General features: G+C 61.7%; 20 protein-coding genes. 7 read left to right on the plus strand and 13 right to left on the minus strand.

Going from position 1 to position 20,044, the window contains the following annotated elements; all coding sequences use genetic code 11:
* Nucleotides 1-25 precede the first annotated feature (25 nt).
* From CKW11_RS11730 to CKW11_RS11740, 3 genes are all read right to left on the minus strand, one after another.
* Complete coding sequence (locus CKW11_RS11730) at nt 26-481, minus strand: YaiI/YqxD family protein (protein WP_095137643.1); 456 nt, start codon at nt 479-481, stop codon at nt 26-28.
* Nucleotides 482-592: 111 nt separating this feature from the next.
* The gene (locus CKW11_RS11735; RefSeq protein ID WP_095137644.1) at nt 593-2,491 is read right to left on the minus strand and encodes an FTR1 family protein; all 1,899 of its coding nucleotides are present in this window, start codon (nt 2,489-2,491) and stop codon (nt 593-595) included.
* Nucleotides 2,492-2,575: 84 nt separating this feature from the next.
* Complete coding sequence (locus tag CKW11_RS11740) at nt 2,576-3,475, minus strand: LysR family transcriptional regulator (protein ID WP_095137645.1); 900 nt, start codon at nt 3,473-3,475, stop codon at nt 2,576-2,578.
* 128 nt (nt 3,476-3,603) lie between these two features.
* Here CKW11_RS11740 and CKW11_RS11745 point away from each other — a divergent pair, with 128 nt between their 5' ends.
* From CKW11_RS11745 to CKW11_RS11765, 5 genes are all read left to right on the plus strand, one after another.
* Nucleotides 3,604-4,983: a COG3014 family protein gene (locus tag CKW11_RS11745; protein ID WP_095137646.1), complete on the plus strand. Its 1,380-nt coding sequence runs from the start codon at nt 3,604-3,606 to the stop codon at nt 4,981-4,983.
* 239 nt (nt 4,984-5,222) lie between these two features.
* On the plus strand, nt 5,223-6,617 hold the full coding sequence (locus CKW11_RS11750) for a COG3014 family protein (RefSeq protein ID WP_095137647.1): 1,395 nt from the start codon (nt 5,223-5,225) through the stop codon (nt 6,615-6,617).
* Nucleotides 6,618-6,632: 15 nt separating this feature from the next.
* A complete protein-coding gene (locus CKW11_RS11755) occupies nt 6,633-7,007 on the plus strand; it encodes a YcfL family protein (RefSeq protein WP_095137648.1) in 375 nt (124 codons plus the stop codon).
* Nucleotides 7,008-7,043: 36 nt separating this feature from the next.
* Nucleotides 7,044-7,631: a penicillin-binding protein activator LpoB gene (gene lpoB, locus CKW11_RS11760; RefSeq protein ID WP_003229365.1), complete on the plus strand. Its 588-nt coding sequence runs from the start codon at nt 7,044-7,046 to the stop codon at nt 7,629-7,631.
* 3 nt (nt 7,632-7,634) lie between these two features.
* A complete protein-coding gene (locus CKW11_RS11765; RefSeq protein WP_095137649.1) occupies nt 7,635-8,378 on the plus strand; it encodes a penicillin-binding protein activator LpoB in 744 nt (247 codons plus the stop codon).
* 189 nt (nt 8,379-8,567) lie between these two features.
* Here the strand turns inward: CKW11_RS11765 and CKW11_RS11770 are convergent, their stop codons facing one another.
* The 3 genes from CKW11_RS11770 to CKW11_RS11780 all read right to left on the minus strand — a co-directional run bounded on the left by CKW11_RS11770 (nt 8,568) and on the right by CKW11_RS11780 (nt 11,894).
* A complete protein-coding gene (locus CKW11_RS11770) occupies nt 8,568-9,200 on the minus strand; it encodes a LysE family transporter (protein ID WP_027610461.1) in 633 nt (210 codons plus the stop codon).
* A 202-nt stretch (nt 9,201-9,402) separates the two neighbouring features.
* Complete coding sequence (locus CKW11_RS11775; RefSeq protein ID WP_095137650.1) at nt 9,403-9,984, minus strand: mechanosensitive ion channel family protein; 582 nt, start codon at nt 9,982-9,984, stop codon at nt 9,403-9,405.
* A complete protein-coding gene (locus CKW11_RS11780) occupies nt 9,984-11,894 on the minus strand; it encodes an ATP-binding cassette domain-containing protein (RefSeq protein ID WP_003229372.1) in 1,911 nt (636 codons plus the stop codon). Before CKW11_RS11780 ends, CKW11_RS11775 begins: the two co-directional genes overlap by 1 nt.
* A 50-nt stretch (nt 11,895-11,944) precedes the next feature.
* On the opposite strand from CKW11_RS11780, the gene CKW11_RS11785 reads away from it, so the two are divergent.
* On the plus strand, nt 11,945-12,409 hold the full coding sequence (locus tag CKW11_RS11785; protein WP_095137651.1) for a TIGR02444 family protein: 465 nt from the start codon (nt 11,945-11,947) through the stop codon (nt 12,407-12,409).
* Here CKW11_RS11785 and CKW11_RS11790 read toward each other — a convergent pair.
* Nucleotides 12,406-13,551: an AlgP family protein gene (locus tag CKW11_RS11790; protein ID WP_095137652.1), complete on the minus strand. Its 1,146-nt coding sequence runs from the start codon at nt 13,549-13,551 to the stop codon at nt 12,406-12,408. The two genes, CKW11_RS11785 and CKW11_RS11790, sit on opposite strands and share 4 nt — an antisense overlap.
* Nucleotides 13,552-13,743: 192 nt before the next feature.
* Between CKW11_RS11790 and CKW11_RS11795 the strand changes: the two genes are divergently transcribed.
* Complete coding sequence (locus CKW11_RS11795) at nt 13,744-14,409, plus strand: FKBP-type peptidyl-prolyl cis-trans isomerase (RefSeq protein ID WP_095137653.1); 666 nt, start codon at nt 13,744-13,746, stop codon at nt 14,407-14,409.
* 78 nt (nt 14,410-14,487) lie between these two features.
* On the opposite strand, the gene rsd is transcribed toward CKW11_RS11795, so the two are convergent.
* The 6 genes from rsd to hemC all read right to left on the minus strand — a co-directional run bounded on the left by rsd (nt 14,488) and on the right by hemC (nt 20,002).
* Nucleotides 14,488-14,946 (minus strand): sigma D regulator, encoded by a 459-nt coding sequence (gene rsd / locus CKW11_RS11800; RefSeq protein WP_095137654.1) that lies wholly within the window; start codon nt 14,944-14,946, stop codon nt 14,488-14,490.
* Nucleotides 14,947-15,132: 186 nt separating this feature from the next.
* The gene (locus CKW11_RS11805) at nt 15,133-15,684 is read right to left on the minus strand and encodes a disulfide bond formation protein B (RefSeq protein ID WP_095137655.1); all 552 of its coding nucleotides are present in this window, start codon (nt 15,682-15,684) and stop codon (nt 15,133-15,135) included.
* Between the two features lie 218 nt (nt 15,685-15,902).
* The gene (locus tag CKW11_RS11810; protein WP_095137656.1) at nt 15,903-17,141 is read right to left on the minus strand and encodes a heme biosynthesis protein HemY; all 1,239 of its coding nucleotides are present in this window, start codon (nt 17,139-17,141) and stop codon (nt 15,903-15,905) included.
* Nucleotides 17,138-18,280 carry a uroporphyrinogen-III C-methyltransferase gene (locus tag CKW11_RS11815; protein WP_095137657.1) on the minus strand — a complete coding sequence of 381 codons (1,143 nt, stop codon included), beginning with the start codon at nt 18,278-18,280 and terminating at the stop codon, nt 17,138-17,140. Before CKW11_RS11815 ends, CKW11_RS11810 begins: the two co-directional genes overlap by 4 nt.
* 16 nt (nt 18,281-18,296) lie before the next feature.
* Entirely contained in the window at nt 18,297-19,064 is a 768-nt protein-coding gene (locus tag CKW11_RS11820) for a uroporphyrinogen-III synthase (RefSeq protein WP_095137658.1), read from the minus strand.
* Nucleotides 19,061-20,002, minus strand: a complete 942-nt coding sequence (hemC, locus tag CKW11_RS11825; protein WP_095137659.1) for a hydroxymethylbilane synthase — start codon at nt 20,000-20,002, stop codon at nt 19,061-19,063. Before hemC ends, CKW11_RS11820 begins: the two co-directional genes overlap by 4 nt.
* Nucleotides 20,003-20,044: the final 42 nt, after the last annotated feature.

The raw sequence follows: 20,044 nt of genomic DNA on the forward strand, positions 1-20,044 counted from the left end.
CTCCCACAGGGGAATGGTGATTATTTCAGGGTTTGCGGGTCAGGCGCGTCAGGATCCGGTCCAGCGCATTGGCAAACGCCTGCTTCTCCCGCTCGCCGAACGGCGCCGGGCCGCCGCTGATCTGGCCCTGTTCACGCAGGTCGGTGAACAGGTTGCGCACCGCCAGACGCTCGCCGATGTTTTGCGCATCGAACTCCTTGCCGCGAGGATCCAGCGCTGCCACCCCCTTCTTCACCAGACGATCGGCCAGCGGAATATCGCTGCAGATCACCAGCTCACCGGGCACCGCGTGCTCGACCAGATAATCGTCCGCCGCATCCGGGCCGCTGGGCACCACAATCAGTTTGACGATGGCCAGCCCTGGCTTGGTCTGCGGCTGCCCGGCCACCAGCACCACTTCGAACCGGCGCTTGAGGGCAAACTTCACCACCAGTTCCTTGGCGGCCCGGGGGCAGGCGTCGGCATCGATCCATACACGCATCTTGATAACCTCTTGAAAGCAAAAGATCGCAGCCTGCGGCAGCTCCTACAGGGATACACCGAACCCCTGTAGGAGCTGCCGCAGGCTGCGATCTTTCAAACGATAACCCGATCAGGCAGCAGAAACCCGCTTCTTCTCGGCCATCCGACTCCGCCCGTACAGCACAACAATCGCCAGAATCGCCACCGCCTGCGCCGTCAGCGAATAGGCATCGGCATGGATCCCCAGCCAGTCGAAGTCAAAGAACGCCACCGGCCGCGTGCCGAAGATCCCGGCTTCCTGCAACGCTTTCACGCCATGCCCGGCGAACACCACCGACAACGCACAGAGCAGACCGGCGTTGATGCTGAAGAACAGCGTCAGCGGCAGTTTCGCCGAGCCGCGCAGGATCACCCAGGCCAGACCGATCAGCAGCACCAGCGCCGTCGCACCGCCGGCCAGCACTGCGTCATGCCCGGCGGGGCCAGCCTGCAGCCACAGGGTTTCATAGAACAGGATCACCTCGAACAGCTCGCGGTACACCGAGAAGAACGCGAGGATCGCGAAGCCGAAACGCCCGCCGCCGCCCACCAGACTCTGCTTGATGTAATCCTGCCAGGCCGCCGCGTGGCGCCGGTCGTGCATCCAAACGCCGAGCCACAGCACCATGACGCTGGCGAACAGCGCCGTCGCACCCTCAAGCAGTTCACGCTGCGAGCCGCTGACGTCGATCACATACGCCGCCAGCGCCCAGGTGCCGAGACCGGCGAGCAACGCCAGGCCCCAACCGATGTTGACGCTGCGCACCGCCGACTGCTGGCCGGTGTTGCGCAGAAACGCGAGGATCGCCGCCAGCACCAGAATCGCTTCGAGGCCTTCGCGCAGCAGAATCAGCAGGCCGGAGATAAAGCTCAGCGACCAGCTCAGGCCATCGCTGCCGAGCAATTCGGCAGACGCTTTCAACTTGCCCTTGGCCGCGTCCAGACGCTGTTCGGCTTGCGCCACCGGCAAGCCGTCCTGCAACGACTGACGGTAGGCCATCAGCGATTTTTCGGTGTCCTTGCGCACGTTGGCGTCGACGTTATCCAGCGAGCTTTCGACCAGTTCGAAACCTTCCAGATACGCCGCCACCGACAGGTCGTAAGCCTGATCGTGATCACCGGCACGGTACGCCGCCAGGCTCTTGTCCAGCGTGGTGGCGGTGTAATCGAGCAACTGTGCAGGGCCGCGTTTGACCTGCGGCGGTTGCGCGCGCTGGGCACGGAAGCTTGCGGCGACCTGCGGGCCTTCGGCGGCCTGCACTTCCGCCGGCGTCTGGCGCGCCAGATCAGCGATGTTGAAGGTCTTGTCGGCCTTGGCTGCGGCCGGGTCGGCACTGAAACCGGCGATGTAGGTCGCCAGATCCCAACGCTGACGGTCGTCCAGTTGATCGGCGAAGGCCGGCATGTCGGTGCCTTCGACGCCTTGGCCGAGGGTGCTGTAGATCGCGTACAGACTCAGATGGTCGATGCGTGCGGCATCGCGCAGGTTGGCCGGTGGCGGCGTCATGCCGAGGCCCGCCGGGCCGTCACCGGCGCCGGTTTCACCGTGACATACCGAGCAGTTCTGCGCGTACAGCGGCGCGCCCCGGGTCGGATCGGGAGTGATGATCGGCGCCTGGCTGACTTCATACGCCACCGCCAGTTTCGCCCCCAGTTGCCGGGCCTGACGCGCGACGTCGGCGCCGTCCTGTTTCGCGGTGATGGCCGCGTGCAAAGCTTCGACTCCCTGCTCCAGCGCAGCCTTCTCTGGTTTGGCCGGCAGACCGCCGATCAGCCCTTGCAGCACCTGGGTGAATTCCAGTTGCTCGCGATATTCGCCGTCGTCGACGACCTTGCCCGCCGCGACTGTTGGCGGATAGTCGGCGCTGATGTAATCGAGCAGGTGCAGCGCCTGCGGGGCGCCTTCCACGGTGTCGGCCAGCAGGTTGAAACTGCTCAGGGCGAACAGAGGGAACACCAGCCAGGCCAGGAATCGGGACGCGGCAGTCATGAATGACTCTCAAATGGAAATGCGAAGTTACACATTGTTCACTTCGAACGCCTTTCACTCAAGCTTTGTCGACGTAGAACCGGTTTAGCGCAGGGGCGCCGATGCCTGGCAGTAGTGTTCGAGCATGAATTCGACAAAGACCCGGACGTTGAGCGCCACATGCCGGGCATGCGGATACAGCGCGTAATAGTGGCGCTGGCCGAGGCTGCAATTGGGCAGGATCTGTACCAGTCGGCCACTGAGCAGATCGTCCTGCACCGTGGCCCGAGTGAACGCGGCGATGCCGACTCCGGTCAGCGCGGCGGCGTGCAGCGAACTGATCGAATCGGCCTTGAACCGCCCTTGAGCCCGCACCGACGTGGTCGCCCCGCGTGCATCGGTCAGTACCCAGTCGCTGCCACCGGCAAACGCCAGCAACTGATGCTCGGCGAGTTCACGCACCTGTCGCACCAGACCATTGCGCGCCACATACACAGGCGAAGCCACCAGCAACATATCCGAGACAGTCAACAACCGCGCCACCATGGATGAATCGGCCAACGGCCCGCAGATGCGTAGGGCCACATCGAAACCCTCGGCGATCAGATCGACAAAACGGTCATCGCAGGACAGATCCACCTCAATCTCGGGATAGCGCTGCTGAAATGCCGGCAGCCAGCTCGCCAGTTCCAGCGTACCAATCACCATTGGCGCGCTGATGCGCAGCACACCGCTGGGGCTTTCATGGGCCTGTCCCACCGCCAGCGCGGCTTGATCGAGGCGTTCGAGGATGTCCACGCACGCCGCGTAATACTGCTGCCCCGCCGTGGTCAGGTTGAAACCCCGGGTGTTGCGGTTGATCAGCCGCGTGCCCAGCTCGCTTTCCAGTTGCTGCAACTGGCGGGAGATCGTTGAGTGAGTGGTGTCGAGGCGCTCGGCGGCGGCGCTGAACCCGCGACATTCGACGATGCAGCGAAACGCGCGCATGGCTTGCAGTTGATTCATTAAAGCCCCGGATCTGTTGAGCGCTGAGCGCGCAAGCCTAGCGCAATCCTTGTCCACCCGGCAGCAGCAAAGCGCCCCTATAATGCGTCACCTCCGTGCTTTTGCCGTTCAAGGAAGAACCCGTTTCCATGCGCCATTGTCTGCCGTTCTGCCTGCTGCTTAGCCTCATCATGCAACTGAGCGGGTGCGCCGCTTACCGCAATTACGATCAGGAAATGCAGCAGACCATCGATCAGATGGCGCAAGGCAATCTCAACGAAGCGCTCTATCTGATGGAGCTGCACAATCCTTGGGAAAACAAGGATCTGCTGTATTTCATGGAGCGCGGCGCGATCCTCAGCGCCGGCACCAACCTGCCAAAAAGCCAGGAAGCCTGGCGCAGTGCCGACCGGATGATTTTTCAGCGCGAAGAAGCCGTGCCCTCCGCGGGCATGAAGTTGCTGACCCGATTCGGCAATGAAATGGGCACCATGCTGGTCAACGACAAGCTGCAGCGTTACGAGGGCTACGACTACGAAAAAGTCATGCTGACCACCGAAATGGCCCTCAATCAACTGGCGGAAAACGATTTCGACGGGGCCCGCGCCGATATCAAGAAAACCCACGAGCGCGAAACCCTGATCGCCCGCCAGCGGGAGCGGCAATACGAAGACGCGCAAGAACAGGCCAGGCATCAGGGCATCACCCTGCATTACAAGGATCTGGAAGGCTATCCGGTGGCCATCCTTGATGCCCCGCAAGTGCTTGAGCTGAAGAATGGCTATCAGAGTGCGTTCAGCCATTATCTGGCCGGCTTCACTTATGAAGCGCTGGGCGAACGCGCGCTCGCAGCGCCGGGGTATCGACAGGCGATCGAGTTGCGCCCGGGCTTGCCGCTGCTCGAAAACGCTTTGCGCAACCTGGACAAACCCGGCCCGGCAGCCGATGAAAGCGAGGTCCTGATCGTGGTCCAGGCCGGTTTCGCCCCGGCACGCAGTTCGGTACAAGTACCGATCCCGGTGCGGCTGAACGAAAACCTGACGATTGTTGCCCCGATCTCGTTTCCGGTGATGGTGCCCGACACCCTCACCCCTGCCGTGACCCAGGTCGTCGTCGACGGTAAAAAGCACCCATTGACCATGATCAACAGCGTCTCTGACATGGCCATCCGCACCTTGCGCGATGACATGCCGGCGATCATCTCTCGCGCCATGTTCCGCGCCAACATGGCCGCCATTAGCCAAGCGCAAAAGAACGAACGCGATCCGTCCAAGGCGTCGTTGGTGGTGACCGATCCTGATCCTTTTGAAGAGGCTGACACCCGAACCTGGCGCACGCTGCCGGACAAAACCCTGGTCGCCCGTCTGCGCCTGAAAAAAGGCCTGCACCAGGTGCGCTTTCCGTATTTTCGTGCAGAAGACGGGTTCACGGTACGCGTCGACCGCAGCCATCAAGTGTTCAACCTGAGGGTATTCATGGGCCAGAACTATTATGTGGGATCGGCACTTGTCCTGCCCGAAACGCCATGAACGAAGGGTTTCCGATAAAGCAGAGAGTAATGGCACCAAACTAACAAGTGCGATTAAAAAGCTATTACATGGCCAGCATCGCCCGCTTATAATGCCGCGCCCGCGCTATCGCGATGCGGCATAAAAGCTCCTCTGGTTATGAGGAATTGGCAGGAGGCCAGCGCCACTGTCGATGGGTCACACCAGCCCGACCAGCATCGGCGGCTGATGCAGTTACTAGCTCAGGGAAGAAGTACCCCATGGCATTGCGCACTCCCACCTTGATCGCGCTCAGCGCTGTCACTTTGCTGTCCGGCTGTTCGGCGTTTCGCAACTACGACTCGGAACTGGCCCAGACCAACCAGCAACTGGCCACCGGCAACGTCGACGCCGCGCTGACCCTGCTGGAAAAGAACAACACCGGCCCCGACAAAGACCTGCTCTATTACTTCGAGAAAGGTGAGTTGCTGCGCGCCAAAGGCGACCTGTCCGGCAGCCAGAACGCCTGGACCAGCGCCGATCAGGTGGTTGGCCAGTGGGAAGATTCGGTCAAGCTCGACACCGGTAAATACCTGGCTCAGTTCGGCAGCTTCCTGGTCAACGACAAGGTGCGTCGCTACGAAGGCTACGACTACGAAAAAGTCATGCTGACCACGCAGATGGCCCTCAACCTGCTGGCGGTGAATGACTTCGACGGCGCCCGCACCGCGATCAAGAAAACTCACGAACGTGAAGCGGTGATCGCCGACCTGCGCGACAAGGAATACCTCAAGAGTGAGGAAGAAGCCGAGAAAGAAGGCATCAAGACTCAGTACAAGGATCTGCAAGGCTACCCGGTCGCCAGCCTCGACGCGCCGGAAGTGGTCAGCCTGAAAAACAGCTACCAGAGTGCGTTCAGCCATTACCTGGCCGGTTTCGTCTACGAAGCCCTGGGCGAGAAAGACCTGGCTGCACCGGGCTACCGCAAGGCGGCCGAACTGCGCCCGAATACCCCGCTGCTGGAACAGGCGCTGGTCAACCTCGACAAGCCGAGCAAGTCCGACGACAGCGATATTCTGATCGTGGTGCAAAGCGGTCTGGCACCCTCGCGTGACTCGATCCGCGTGCCGCTGCCATTGCCGATCTCCAACAACGTGGTGATCACTCCGCTGTCGTTCCCGATCATCAAGCCTGACACCTCCACCGCGCCGTTCGCGCAGATTGGCGTCGATGGCCAGCAAGTCAACCTGACCGCCCTCAACAGCACTACTGCCATGTCCCGCCGCGCTCTGCGCGATGACATGCCGGGGCTCATCCTGCGCACCACCGTACGCGCGATCACCAAAGGCGTGGCGCAGAAGCAGATCAACGAAACCAATCCGCTGGCCGGTCTGGCCGTGGGTATTTCTTCAGCTGTGCTGGAAGGTGCCGATACCCGTACGTGGCGCACCCTGCCGGACAACACCCAAGTGGTGCGTCTGCGCTTGAAGAAAGGCGAGCACCAAGTCAGTCTGCCGAGCGCCGTCGGCGGTTCGCTGGTCAAGGTCACCGTCGATCAGCGTTATCAGGTGATCAGCCTGCGCGCCGTAGGCAATCAGGTGTTCGCTGGCGGTCTCGCCGCCCACGTGATCCCGAGCGCTGCTGCGACCAACGTCGCCAGCCTCAAACAACCTTAAGAACGGAGTCTTTGCATGCGCTTCAAACTCATCGCCATCGCCGCCCTCGCCGTGCTGGCCAGCGGCTGCGCCACCCCGCCACCTCCTGAGCCGGGCAGCGCCGCGAGCAAGGTCGTGGCCATGGGCCCGCAAAAGCACATCGTCGTCGGCGCCATGCGCGTCGCTCGCGAAAACGGCTTCATGACGGTCAACGTGCAGTTGAGCAACACCCTCAACAGCAACAAGATTTTCTACTACCGCTTCGCCTGGCTGGGCCCGGAAGGTTTCCCGGTCGCGGAAGAAGAAGTCTGGAAAAGCCAGATGATGTACGGCGCGCAGACCAGCTTCATCCAGGGCATCGCCCCGACCCCGAAAGCCGTGGATTTCCGTCTGGAAATCAAGACGCCTTAAGCCCGCCACCCTATTCCTGTTTTAGAGAGCAATCCCATGTTTGCACGCTTTTCCCTGATCGCTGTCCTCGCCCTGCTGGCTTCCGGTTGCGCCAACACCTCGCCGACCCTGGGCAGCAAGAACATCAGCTACGGCGACACCAAAGCGGTTGAAACCGTGACTAACGAATTCGGCTCGACCGACCTGCAAATGATCGCCGAATCGATGACCCGCTCGCTGGCCCAGTCCGGCATTCTGCAGGGCCGCCCGGTGGTGCAGGTCTACGACGTGAAGAACAAGACCAGCGAGTACATCGATACCCGCGAAATCACCACCAGCATCAAGACTCAGTTGATGAAGTCCGGCACCGCCCGCTTCGCCAGCGACAACACCGCGATGCAGAGCCAGGTCGACCAGCTCAAACTGCAGAACCAGAGCGGCCTGTACAAGAAGAGCACCGTGGCCAAGACTGGCAACATGATCGCCGCCAAATACCGTCTGGAAGGTTCGATCAGCTCGATCGTCAAGCGCAGCAGCGACTACAAGGACGTCTTCTACAAATTCAGCCTGCAACTGATCGACGTCGAAAGCGGTCTGGCCGAGTGGATGGACGAAAAAGAGATCCGCAAAACCACGGAGCGTTAAGCAATGCGCGCATGGATTGGCATGATGGCCCTGGCTTGCGCGTTCAGCGTGCAAGCGGCCCCGAAAGTCGCGGTAACGGATCTGGCGTATCAGGAGCGCGTGGAGCAGTACATCCACATCGTTTCGGCGCAGAACAATTACCGCGAGGGTTACTACAGCTCCAGTGGTTCCTCGAGCTACAACGAGCTGGAAGCGACCACCAGCTACATCGAACAGGGTGAACTGCGTAAATTCACCGGCGACATCAAGGGCGAGATCCTGCGTACCGGGATGTTCCAGCTGGTGCAGGGCACGCCGTACACCGCGTCGTCCAAGGGTGACGTCTACGACGTGATCAAGCGCATCAAGGCCGGTAGCTTCAAGGGTGCCGACTACGTGCTGTTCGGCACCGTGTCGGACATCGACTTCACCCAGGACATGAACGAGCTGGCGCACACCGACAGCTATTCGGCGGTGCTGGGCCTGACGCTGGTGGCGGATTTCAGCCTGATCAACACCAAGACCTACGAGATCACCTCGGCCTTCACGGCGATGGGCGAAGCGCAGGACACCAAACTGGTGAATGGCCGCGACATCAAGATCTCGCTGAATCGCCCGCGGGTGGTGCGTGAAGTGTCCAAGGCTTTGGGTGAGGACGTTGCCGGGCAGCTGAGCCAGCAGCTCGGTGGCGGCGGGTACGAGCAGCCGCGCGAGCCGCAGCAGCGCAACAACCTGCCGCGCGATACGGAGCCGGTGATCTTGCGCTGACTCTTGGCTGAACGCGTTCTGTGGCGAGGGAGCTTGCTCCCGCTGGGCTGCGAAGCAGACCCAAAAGCTTGTGAGCGCTGCGCACTCAAGCGGGAGCAAGCTCCCTCGCCACAATTGAGCGTCACTCCAAAGTCTTGGCGGATAAAAAAAGGCGACCTCATCAGGTCGCCTTTTTTGTGCCGGCAGGTTTTACACCGCCGCTTTACGCAACGTCGCCATAAATGCCGCCGCACCGATGAACAGCCCGGCAAACGTGCGGTTCATGCGTTTCTGCTGCTGCGGTGTACGCAACAGGCGCAGCACCTTCGACGCCAGTCCGGTGTAACCGGCCATGACAATCAGATCCACGCAGATCATGGTCGCACCGATCACCACATACTGAATCAGCAACGGTGCGTGGGGATTGATGAACTGCGGCAGCACCGCCAGCATGAACACCAGTGCCTTGGGGTTGCTGATGTTGACCAGGAAGCCGCGAAACACCAGCGCCAGCGGTTTGCCGATCGGTCGTACCGCCGCGTCATCGCTCATGTCCATGGGCAGCGCGCGCCATTGCTTGATCGCCAGATAGACCAGATACGCCACACCAAACCATTTGATCGCATGGAACGCGGTGGCCGAGGCGGTCAGGATCGCGCCGACACCGGCGCCGACAATCGCGATCTGCACCGCCAGGCCGATCTGCAGGCCGAGGGCGTTCCAGTAACCGCGCCAGAAACCGTATTGCAGGCCGCTGGACATCGACGCAATGGCGCCAGCACCCGGGGACAGACTGATCACCCAGCAGGCGGCAAAGAATGCCAGCCATGTTTGAAGCTCCATCGCACACCTCGACTCTGAATCGTGACAGACGTCAAAGCTAATGCGCTTTGGCGCGGATGACTACCGATTTTTGCTGGAGGGTTCGGGCGCGGCTGAGGGCCTCTTCGCGAGCAAGCCCGCTCCCACATTGGATTTGTGTCGATCACAGATCCAATGTGGGAGCGGGCTTGCTCGCGAAGGCGTCAGATCAGACGCCCGAGGACTACTTCTCGAAACCGCTGGAAGGAAACACTTCACTCCCCCGCCAGCGCCGCACCGAACGCTGGAAGAACAGGCTGTTCGGCACTTGCACCATGGCGCTGCCCGTCCCCAGTTCCTCGGCTTCGATCAACGTGGTGTAGAGCAGATTGATCGCCACCACCCGGCCTTTGACGCCGGGCTTGTCGGTGGTATCCACCAGCTCGACCACATCGCCCAGGCGGAACGGGCCGACGGTGAAGATCAGAATCGCGCAGAGCAGGTTCGACAGCACACTCCACATCGCGAAGAACGCCACCGCCGCCACCGCGACGAAACCCGACAGTGCCGTCCACAGCACCGTGGCCGATACGCCAAGGCGCTCCAGCACAAAAATCACCGCGCTACCCATGATCAGCCAGCGCAGGACACCTCGCAGCGGCATCAGCAACTGCGGCGGAAAAGGATAACGCTCACCCAGACGCGTGAGGAATCGGGCGACGACGCGCTGGGCGAAGTAACCGGCCAACAGGATCAACAGAATCTGCGCACCGAGCCAGAGCGGCTCGACCCACACCGCCGGCAATGGCAGCTTGAAAGCCTCCATCAAGACAACGCCTCCAGCTCCGCCTGCATGCTTTCCAGCGTCTCGAGCGCTTCCATCCAGGCTTCTTCCAGCTCGGCTTCGCGCACTTTCAATTTGGCCTGCTCGGCCAGCAGATCACGCAACTCGTTCTTGCGCGCCGGCTCGTAGATGTCGCTGTCACCGAGGCTGGCGTCGACCTTGGCGAGTTTTTCGTGGAGTTTGCCCAACTCGGCTTCGAGCTTGTCGGCTTCACGCTTGTGCGGCGCCAGCTGCTGACGCAACGCGGCGGCGGCCTGGCGCTGGGCCTTCTTGTCGGTCTTGTCCGGGTTGACCGGGGTGTTGCTGACCGGGGCGTTACGCTGACGGTATTCCACCAGCCAGCGCGCGTAATCTTCGAGGTCGCCATCGAACTCTTCGACCTTGCCGTCAGCGACCAGGTAGAAGTTGTCGGTGGTGCTCTTGAGCAAGTGCCGATCGTGAGACACCACCAATACCGCGCCGCTGAATTCCTGCAGCGCCATGGTCAGCGCCAGGCGCATTTCCAGGTCGAGGTGGTTGGTCGGTTCGTCGAGCAGCAACAGGTTCGGCCGTTCCCAAGCGATCAATGCCAGCGCCAGACGCGCTTTCTCGCCACCGGAGAAATTCAGCACCGGCTCGTCGATGCGTGCACCACGGAAATCGAAACCGCCGAGGAAGTCGCGCAGGGTCTGCTCGCGTTCGGTCGGCGCCAGACGCTGCAAGTGCAGCAACGGGCTGGCCTTGGCATCCAGCGAATCGAGCTGATGCTGGGCAAAGTAGCCGACCACGGTGTTCTCGCCACGTGTCAGACGCCCGGCCAGCGGTTCAAGCTCGCCGGCGAGATTCTTGATCAGGGTCGATTTACCGGCGCCGTTCGGCCCGAGCAGACCGATCCGCGCACCCGGGGTCAGTTGCAGCTTGACCTTCTCCAGGATGGTTTTGTCACCGTAACCCAGACGCGCATCGGACAGGTCGATCAGCGGGCTGGAGATCTTGGTCGATTCGCGGAACACGAAGTCGAATGGCGAATCGACATGCGCCGCCGACAGCTCTTCCATACGCTCAAGGGCCTTGATCCGGCTCTGCGCCTGACGGGCCTTGGTGGCCTGGGCCTTGAAGCGGGCGATGTAGCTTTCCATGTGCGCACGTTGCGCCTGCTGCTTCTCGTAGGCCTGCTGCTGCTGGGCCAGACGTTCGGCACGGGCACGTTCGAACGCGGTATAGCCGCCCCGGTAGAGGGTCAGTTTGCGTTGATCGACGTGGGCCACGTGGTCAACCACTTCATCGAGGAAGTCGCGGTCGTGGGAAATCAGCAGCAAGGTGCCCGGGTAACTTTTCAGCCACTCTTCGAGCCAGATGATCGCGTCGAGATCCAGGTGGTTGGTCGGTTCGTCGAGCAACAACAGGTCCGACGGACACATCAAGGCCTGCGCCAGGTTCAGACGCATCCTCCAGCCACCGGAGAAATCTCCTACCTGACGATCCATCTGCTCGTTGGTGAACCCGAGGCCTGCCAACAGTTTGCGGGCGCGAGCGTCGGCGGTATAGCCGTCGGCGCTGTCGAGTTCGGCGTGCAGACGGGCCAGAGCCGTGCCATCGTGGGCCGCTTCGGCCGCCGCGAGGTCACGTTGCACCTCGCGCAGACGCAGGTCGCCATCGAGCACATAGTCGACCGCCAGGCGCTCGAGGGTGTCGACCTCCTGGCGCATGTGCGCGATTCGCCAGTCGGCCGGCAGCAGGCAATCGCCCGAGTCCGGGTGCAACTCGCCGCGCAGCAAGGCGAACAGGCTGGATTTGCCGGCGCCGTTGGCACCGATGAGGCCGGCTTTGTGGCCGGCGTGCAGGGTCAGCTCGGCGTCTTCTAGCAGACGTTGCGGACCACGCTGTAAAGTCAGGTTCTGAAGTCGGATCATAATGGCGGCGGAGTCTACCAGCTTCGCTCACAACTGGCGCGAGTAGCACGATGTCCTCTGACCTGTGGAGCTTTTCCCTTGCCACCTACGCCCGACCGGGCGTGGAACCTGCCTGCCTGCAACTGCAAACGGCGGGGGCCAATGTCTGCCTGCTGCTGTGCGGTCTGTGGTTGGAACAACGTGGCGTGGCCTTCGACGAACAACGCCTGAAGCAGTTGAAAACGCTGGTGGGGCCTTGGGATGCGGAGGTGGTGCAGCCACTGCGTGCGTTACGCACTCAATGGAAAACCCTGGCCGAAGACGATCCGGTACTCAAGGATCTGCGAGAACAAATGAAAGCATTGGAGCTGGAAGCCGAACGGCACCTGCTGTGGCAACTGGAACAGGTTGCGCAGGACTGGCCGCGCGATGACGCCTCAGCGTCGGGGCAATGGCTGGAGAGTCTGGCGGGATCGACCAACAGCCCGAACCGCGACGCGCTGCAAGTGCTGCGCGTCGCGGCAACCGGCACTTAGGAAGCGCTGGTCGGGTTGCTGCTGACGCTCGACGCAGCGGCTGGCGTTGGCGCCGTCGTAGTGGTCGAGGTGGAAGCGGCTGGAGCAGGTGCGGCGGCCGGCGCTGGAGCGGCCGGCTTGGCAGCCGGTGCAGTCGCAGGTTTAGCGGCAGCGGGTTTGGCAGCGGCCGGTTTTTTCGCGGCTGGTTTAGCAGCTGGCTTGGCGGCTACTGGTTTGGCAGCAGGCTTGGCCGCAGCAGCTGCAGGTTTTGCTGCTGCAGGTTTGCTAGCTGGTTTGGCAGCGGTTTTAGCGGCAGGCTTGGCCGCTGGCTTGGCCGCTGGCTTGGCAGCAACCTTGGCAGCAGGTTTTGCCGCGACCGGTTTGGCCGCAGTCTTGACTGCCGGTTTCGCTGCAGCGGTTTTCGCAGCAGGTTTGGCAACCGGTTTTACCGCTACCTTGGCAGCAGGTTTTGCTGCGGCGGTTTTTGCCGGAGCGACTTTGCGCGCAGCAGGTTTGGCCGCTGGCTTGGCAGCCGGTTTTGTCGCTGCAGGTTTGGCAGCGGCAGTACGTGCGGCCGGTTTCGCAGCGCTCGCCGCAGCCGGTTTTTTCACTGCGGTTTTTGCAGCAGGTTTGGCGGCTGTTTTAGCCGGTGCCTTGGCTGCTGGTTTTGCCGCTGGTTTGGCTGCTGCGGTTTTCGCCGGGGCTTTTGCCGCAGCTGGTTTGGCTGCCGTTTTTTTCGCTGGAGCTGCGGCAGGTTTGGCAGCGCGGGAGGACAGCGCCTTGCCAGCAGCCTCTTGCACACGGCCAACACCCTGGGCCAGTTTCAGGCTTTCCTGGGCATCGCGCTTGAGTTGCAGAATGTAGCCGCGAGTGTCGGACTGACGATCCTTCAGCGCATCGAGCAGGTCTTCAAGTTCTTTGACGGCAGCCTTGGCCTTGTTCTGTGCCTTGGCTTTACCGGCAGCAGCGGCGTCCTGCAATTTGGTGCGGGACTTGTGCAGTTTTTCTTGCGCCTTGCCGCGTTGCTTTTCCAGTTTGGCGAGCAGTTTTTCAGCATCAGCCAAGGCTTGGGAGCAAGCGTTTTCCAAATGCTCGAGCAGGCTGCCCGAGAGTTGTTGGAGTAAGTGCAACGGAGTGTTTACAGGCTTCTTGGTGGCCGACATGGTTTACCTCCTGGCTGACGTGAGTGCGGCTCATACTAGACCTCTGCAGTTACCGCCGCTAGGTCATCTTGACAGTAACGAAACCGTTGCGTTGCAACGAAGCGAAAATGTTCTGCGCAAAGACAAAAGCAGTTCACCGTTGCAGACGTTCGCGCTGGCATAATCGCCCGCATCTCAGGACGGAGAGTGCCCATGTCGCGCTACCTTTTTTTATCCCTCTGGATGATTTTTTCCGCCGCTCACGCCGAGGAAAAAACCACCGCGAACGACGCTCACGATCTGGCTTACAGCCTCGGCGCAAGCTTGGGTGAGCGCCTGCGTCAGGAGGTTCCGCAGTTGCAGATCCAGGCACTGGTGGAAGGTTTGCAGCAGGCCTATCAAGGCAAGCCGCTGGCGCTGAGTGAAGCGCGCATCGAACAGATTCTGGCCGACCATGAATCGCAAAATGCCGAACACGCCGCGATGCCTTCGAGCGACGCCGCGATGGAAAACGAGCAGCGTTTTCTGACGGCTGAAAAAGCCAAACCGGGTGTGAAGCAACTGGCTGACGGCATCCTGCTCACCGAGCTGACACCAGGCACCGGCACCAAGGCAGGCCCTGATGGAAAAGTGCAGGTGCTGTATATCGGTCGCTTGCCTGACGGCACCGTGTTCGACCAGAACACTCAGCCGCAATGGTTCAGCCTCGACAGCGTGATTGCCGGCTGGCGTACCGCACTGCAGAACATGCCGGTTGGCGCGAAGTGGCGGCTGGTGATTCCATCGGATCAAGCCTATGGCGCCGACGGGGCTGGAGATCTGATCGCGCCGTTTACCCCGCTGGTGTTTGAGGTCGAGTTGCGCGGCGCAACGAGCTGATCGCAGCCGATTCGCAGGCACAAAAAAACGCGGAGCGCTTTCGGCGCACCGCGTTTTTTTATACCTGCGAGAAACCTGTCAGGCCTGAACCGGATCTTCCTGCTTGTGTGCCGTGTGCAGCACTTCAATCAGGCAGTCTTCCAGTTCGAAGCGTTCGTGCAGCAGGCCACCCAGCTCCTTGAACTTCTCGGCGACGCATTTGCCTTCATCGCAAAGGTCGTTGAACGCGAGGAGTTTTTCGGTGATGACGTCGATGCGCGGGTAGAGCGTTTCGGCCAGTTCCAGACCGCGCGTGTCACCGAACGCCTTGGCTTCGCCGGTCAGTTGTTCGTAGATCTCGAAGTGCCCGGCCGAAACGTAATCGACCAGCACGCCGCAGAACTCCAGCAAGGGTTTACGGTTCTCGGACAGAGCCTGTGGTTTGTCGCCCAACTTGTCGTAGGCACCGATCAGTTCTTCACGCTCTTGCAACCAGCGGTCGATCAGCAGATGAACTCCACCCCAGCGTTCCTGAGCATTCTGACAACTTTCGAGCATGGCGATCTCTCTTCCCTTGTGGGTCATGCTGCTCTACACCCGCGCCCCTCTTCTGGCTGTTATCGCTTGGAGGCCGACCGGGCAGAGCGTCATCGAGCAACATAAATCCAATGACACGTGCGGGCCAGATTATGCCCGCACGCCTATGGCTTCAAGGTACGCAGGAGATAAAGTTCATACAAGTGTTTAATCCCTGACCAGCGTGCGGTGCGACGCTTCGCCGCTGAGCGGTCGCTGCAGAGCGCTCCAGACCAGCCGCAGCAATTGATAGACCGCCAGGATCGACATCGCCACAAAGAACAGCAGGCTCCATTCCGGGATGCTCAAATCGAACAGCGTCCAGGAAATTTCTGCACAATCTACACCGCCTCTAAGCATCCGCAACGTTGCACACAACCACGGCAGGTTGCTGAACAACGCTTCGGCATCAGGCGCGCAACGCGTCATCTGCATCAACGGGTCACTCTGCAACAACACCTGTCGCCAGGCCGCCGTAGTCCCGCCCAGGCTCAGGCCAAGCGCGGCGACCCAGTACAGCGACAGGCCGACACGCCGTGGGCCGTGGACCGCCGCCAACCCGCAACAGAACGTCAGCAACGCCATGAAAAACCTTTGCGCCAGGCACAGGCTGCAGGGCGTCAGCCCGACCGCATATTCGAGATAATAGGAAGCTCCCAGGGCCATGGCCCCTGCAGTGAAAGCCGTGAAAAACAAGGAGCGTGAACAGGCCAACGACATGGCTTTTCCGTAACAGTGGAGACAGGCAGTTACGGTAGAGGAAAGCTTGTCAGCCTTTCAAGGCGGGGCCTTGGCGACAGTTCACCAGAAGTGTAGGGAAAACCCGACAGGTGCGAGAGGAATAGGTGTAGTCCGTTGTAGGACTTTGCCCAAGACGCCCGCCACAGGTAATTTTTCGCTCACTTAACGTTAACGAGGGAGCATGCTCCCTCGCGTTATCAGGCGTGAACCGGCACCGGCAACGGCGCGGCAAGCAGACGCTCATCCAGCAATCCGAGACCCTCCTGGAACAGCTGGTTACTGCGCTCGGTGTCACCCAGTTGCGCGAGCAGACGCGCCAGCTCGGCGCAGGCTTCAGGGTTACGCTGCACTCGCAGACTGCTTTCCAGGTAATCCCGCGCCTTGCCCCACAAGCTGGCTTGCAGACAGAGACGACCAAGGGTCAGCAACAAGCTCGGGTCAGCAGGATGTTCCTTGAGCCAACCTTCGGCGGTCTGCAACTGGCGCGCCGGATCGCTGCCGCGCACCAGGCCATAAAGACGCGCGAGATGGCTGTCGTACTTGCGCTTGAGGGCACTGCGCAGGATTTCTTCAGCTTCGACCTGAGCACCCAACTGACGCAGTTGCTCGGCGTATGCCAGCACCAGCGCCGGCTCCTGACGCTGCGCAGAAGTCAGCTGCTCCCAGGCACGGGTGAGTGACTGCAGACCGACCTTGCCATCCTCGTCGCGGTGCGCTGCCAGAGACAGGTTGTTGCCCCAGGCACGCCGCTCCAGTTCAGCCAGTTCGGCCGCAGGCAAAGCTTTGTCCTTGCGTAGCTCCGGCAACAGGCGAATCACCGCCGACCAATCGCCGCGCTGCTGATGCAGACGCTGCAACTGACGCAGGGTCTGCACGTTATGCGGATGCCGTTCGTGCATCGCCTGCAGGGTCACCAGAGCGCCGTCGGTGTCACCACGATCGGTCTGCAACTGCGCATGACTCAAGGCAATCGCCAACTCGGCTTGCGGCTGGCGCTCCAGCGCACGCTCAAGCAGGTGATCACACTCTTCGTACTTGCCTTGTTCGTTGGCCGCGCGTGCCGCGCCGAGGTAATACAACAGCGGCTGGCGCTCGGCTTCGGCGGCGCGATACAGGTGGCGTTGCGCGCTGGCCCAGCGACCTTCGGCCAGATCCAGCTGACCGTGTTCGATCGCCACTTGCACCCGACGGCTGCGGTTGCGCCGCGACCACGGGTTGACCACGCCACTAGAGGCCATGACCAGCTCGACCAAGGCCTTGATACCCCAGATCAGCAGCCACAACACCGCAATTACCGCCAGCGTCGCCCACAGACTCGATTCATAGCGAAAGCTCTTGTAGGCAATCAGCACGTAACCCGAGTGCTGGGCAATTGCCAGGCCCAGCGCCGCCGTCGCCGCGATCACCAGAAACACGATCACATACAGGCGTTTCATGGCGTGGCCTCCTGCGCGGTGTCGGCGGCAGGTTTGGCGAACGGTTTGACCGACTCCTCAGCGTTGACGTTACGGCGCTCCAGATAAGCCTGCACCGCACTCAGCGTGCCGGTCAGGTCCGGCGTCTTGACCGTGACCGGTTGCTTGCTTAACTCGACAACCTGTTCGAGCATGATTTTGCTCTGCGGATTGTCCGGGTTGAAATTGCCCGTGAGCACATCCCGCGCTTCGGTCAGTGCCTGGGTGTAGACCGGTGCCTGGCCATTGAGCGCCGCCCATTGCGCTTGCTCCAGCGCGAAACTCAGGGCCAGGCGCACCTGGCTCAGACTTTGCCCGGCCAGCAGTGGCTTCACGTTCTTGTCGGCATTGAAATCGATGCGGATGTAGCGCGACACCTGGTCCCACCACTGTGCCCAGCGACTGGCACCATCGCCATCAGCGGTCAGGCCCAGCAGCGATTCGCCGCGATCCTTGTACTCCGGCGCCAGCTCCGTCAGTTCGATGACCTGATCACGCAAGGCACCAATGCGCAGGAACAAACCGGTGCGATCCGGCTGCTCGGTGCTGCGCAGGGCGACGAGGGTTTTCGCCACTTGCTCACGGGCGGCGAACGAGCCGGGATCGTTCTGCTCACGCAGAATTTCGTCGGCACCCTGCACCAGCGCCTGGGCGCTGCTGATGTCCTGCAAGGCCGACAGACGCAGGCTGGCCAGACGCAGCAGATGCTCGGCCTCGGCCAGACGCCAGTCCTTGCGGCTGGCGCCGAGAACGGTTTCCAGACGTTGATTGAGGCGCTGCTGATCACCTTGCAGTTGCGTCACCAGACGCTGACGTTCGGCGAGTTCGTCGGCACCGGGCAACTGCGCGAGGCGCTCGGTCAGGCGCTGTTCGTTGAGCTTGAGGCTCTGTGCCTGATCGTTCAGTGCCTGCACCTGGCCTGACTGTTGTGCGGTGTTGGTCTGCAGGTGACGCACCTGCCAGACACCCCAGCCACCGATCGCCACGCCGGCAGCGCCGAGCAACAGGGCGACAATGGCCAGTCCGTTGCCTCGGCGCGGCTCTTTGGCCGGCGGTGGAGTTTCAACCTGGGCATCTATCACAGGCTGGACATCATCTTTAGGCAAGGCTGTTTCGCTCACGTATCCATCCTTTGCATTAGAGAACGGGCACGGGATGCTCCCGTAACGCCGTCAGCAAAGCCGCGGCACTCGCGCCGCGGCAATCCACAACTGTTCGGGCCCCGGCGGCACGTGCCAGCTCGGCAACCCTTGGGCTTGGCACAAACAACGGCAACTGCGCAATTGACGGCCAGGCATCGCCGGCCATCTGGCGCAAGTGCTCGAAACCCTGTCCACTGCTGACCACCAGCCCGTTCAAGCGTTCCGCTGCAATGCGCCGCGGCAGCTCTTGCGGCGGGTAGGCCGGCAGGTCACGCCGATACAACTCCAGATACTCGACACTAGCACCAAGCGCGCGCAGGCGCTCGGCGAGCAGCTCGCGCCCACCCTCGCCACGCAGGATCAGCACCTGCGCGCCGGGCCCTGTGACCGCCTCGCGCAGACGCGGCAATTGCAGCAGGGCTTCACTGTCATCGCCGTCGGCGGGAAAGTGTACGTCGAGACCGTGATCGCGAAGAATCTGCGCGGTCGCCGCACCGACGCTGAACCACGGCATCGACAGCGACTGAAGCCCATGAGCGACCAGCAGATCAAGCGCAATCCGCGCCGCCGGTTTGCTGACCACGATGACCGCGCTGCAACCCGAAAGCTGCTTCAGCGCCTGACGTATTTTCTCAGAAACCGGCAGCGGCACGATGTCCAGAAGCGGCAGGCAACTGCTGGAAATCCCCTGCCCGGCCAACACCTCGGCCAGCGCCGCGCAGTCATCCGCAGGGCGCGTCAGCAGCAGGCGCCAGCCAGTCACTCGTGACCTGCCTCGCCATACACCGCTTTGAGAATGTCGTCGGCACCCTGACCGAGCAAGGCTTCAGCGACCTGCACGCCCAACGCTTCGGCATTGGCACGCGGCGCACGCGCTTCGGCGCTGAGCAGTTTGCCACCGCTCGGCTCGCCCACCAGACCACGCAACCACAACTGCTCACCCTCAAGCACGGCGTAGCAGGCGATCGGCACCTGGCAGCCGCCATTCAGATGTTTGTTGAGGGCACGTTCAGCGGTCACGCGCGAAGCGGTGTCGGCGTGGTGCAACGGCGCGAGCAAGGCGTGGATTTGCGTGTCGGCACTGCGGCATTCGATGCCGACAGCGCCCTGGCCACCGGCCGGCAGACTGTCGTCGACACTGATGGCCGAGGTGATACGGTCTTCGAATCCGAGACGGATCAGGCCGGCCGCCGCGAGGATGATCGCGTCATATTCGCCAGCATCGAGCTTGGCCAGACGGGTATTGACGTTACCGCGCAGGAAGCGGATTTCCAGATCAGGACGACGGGTCAACAGTTGCGCCTGACGCCGCAGGCTGGAGGTGCCGACGATGGCGCCGGCAGGCAGCGCATCGAGGCTGGCATAAGTATTGGAAACGAAAGCATCGCGCGGGTCTTCGCGTTCGCAGATACAGAACAGGCCAAGACCTTCGGGGAAGTCCATCGGCACGTCTTTCATCGAATGCACGGCAATGTCGGCTTCGTTTTCCAGCAGCGCGGTTTCCAGTTCCTTGACGAACAGACCCTTGCCGCCGATTTTCGACAGCGGCGAGTCGAGCAGCTTGTCGCCGCGACTGACCATGGGCACCAACGTCACCAGCAGACCCGGATGGGCCGCTTCCAGACGGGCTTTGACGTATTCGGCCTGCCAGAGGGCCAGCGCACTTTTACGGGTGGCGATGCGGATTTCGCGAGAGGACATGGATCAATCCGTACTGAATAGATACGGCGGATAATAACAGCT

The organism is Pseudomonas sp. Irchel s3a10 (assembly GCF_900187525.1).
In the GTDB taxonomy this organism is placed as follows: Bacteria; Pseudomonadota; Gammaproteobacteria; order Pseudomonadales; family Pseudomonadaceae; genus Aquipseudomonas; species Aquipseudomonas koreensis_G.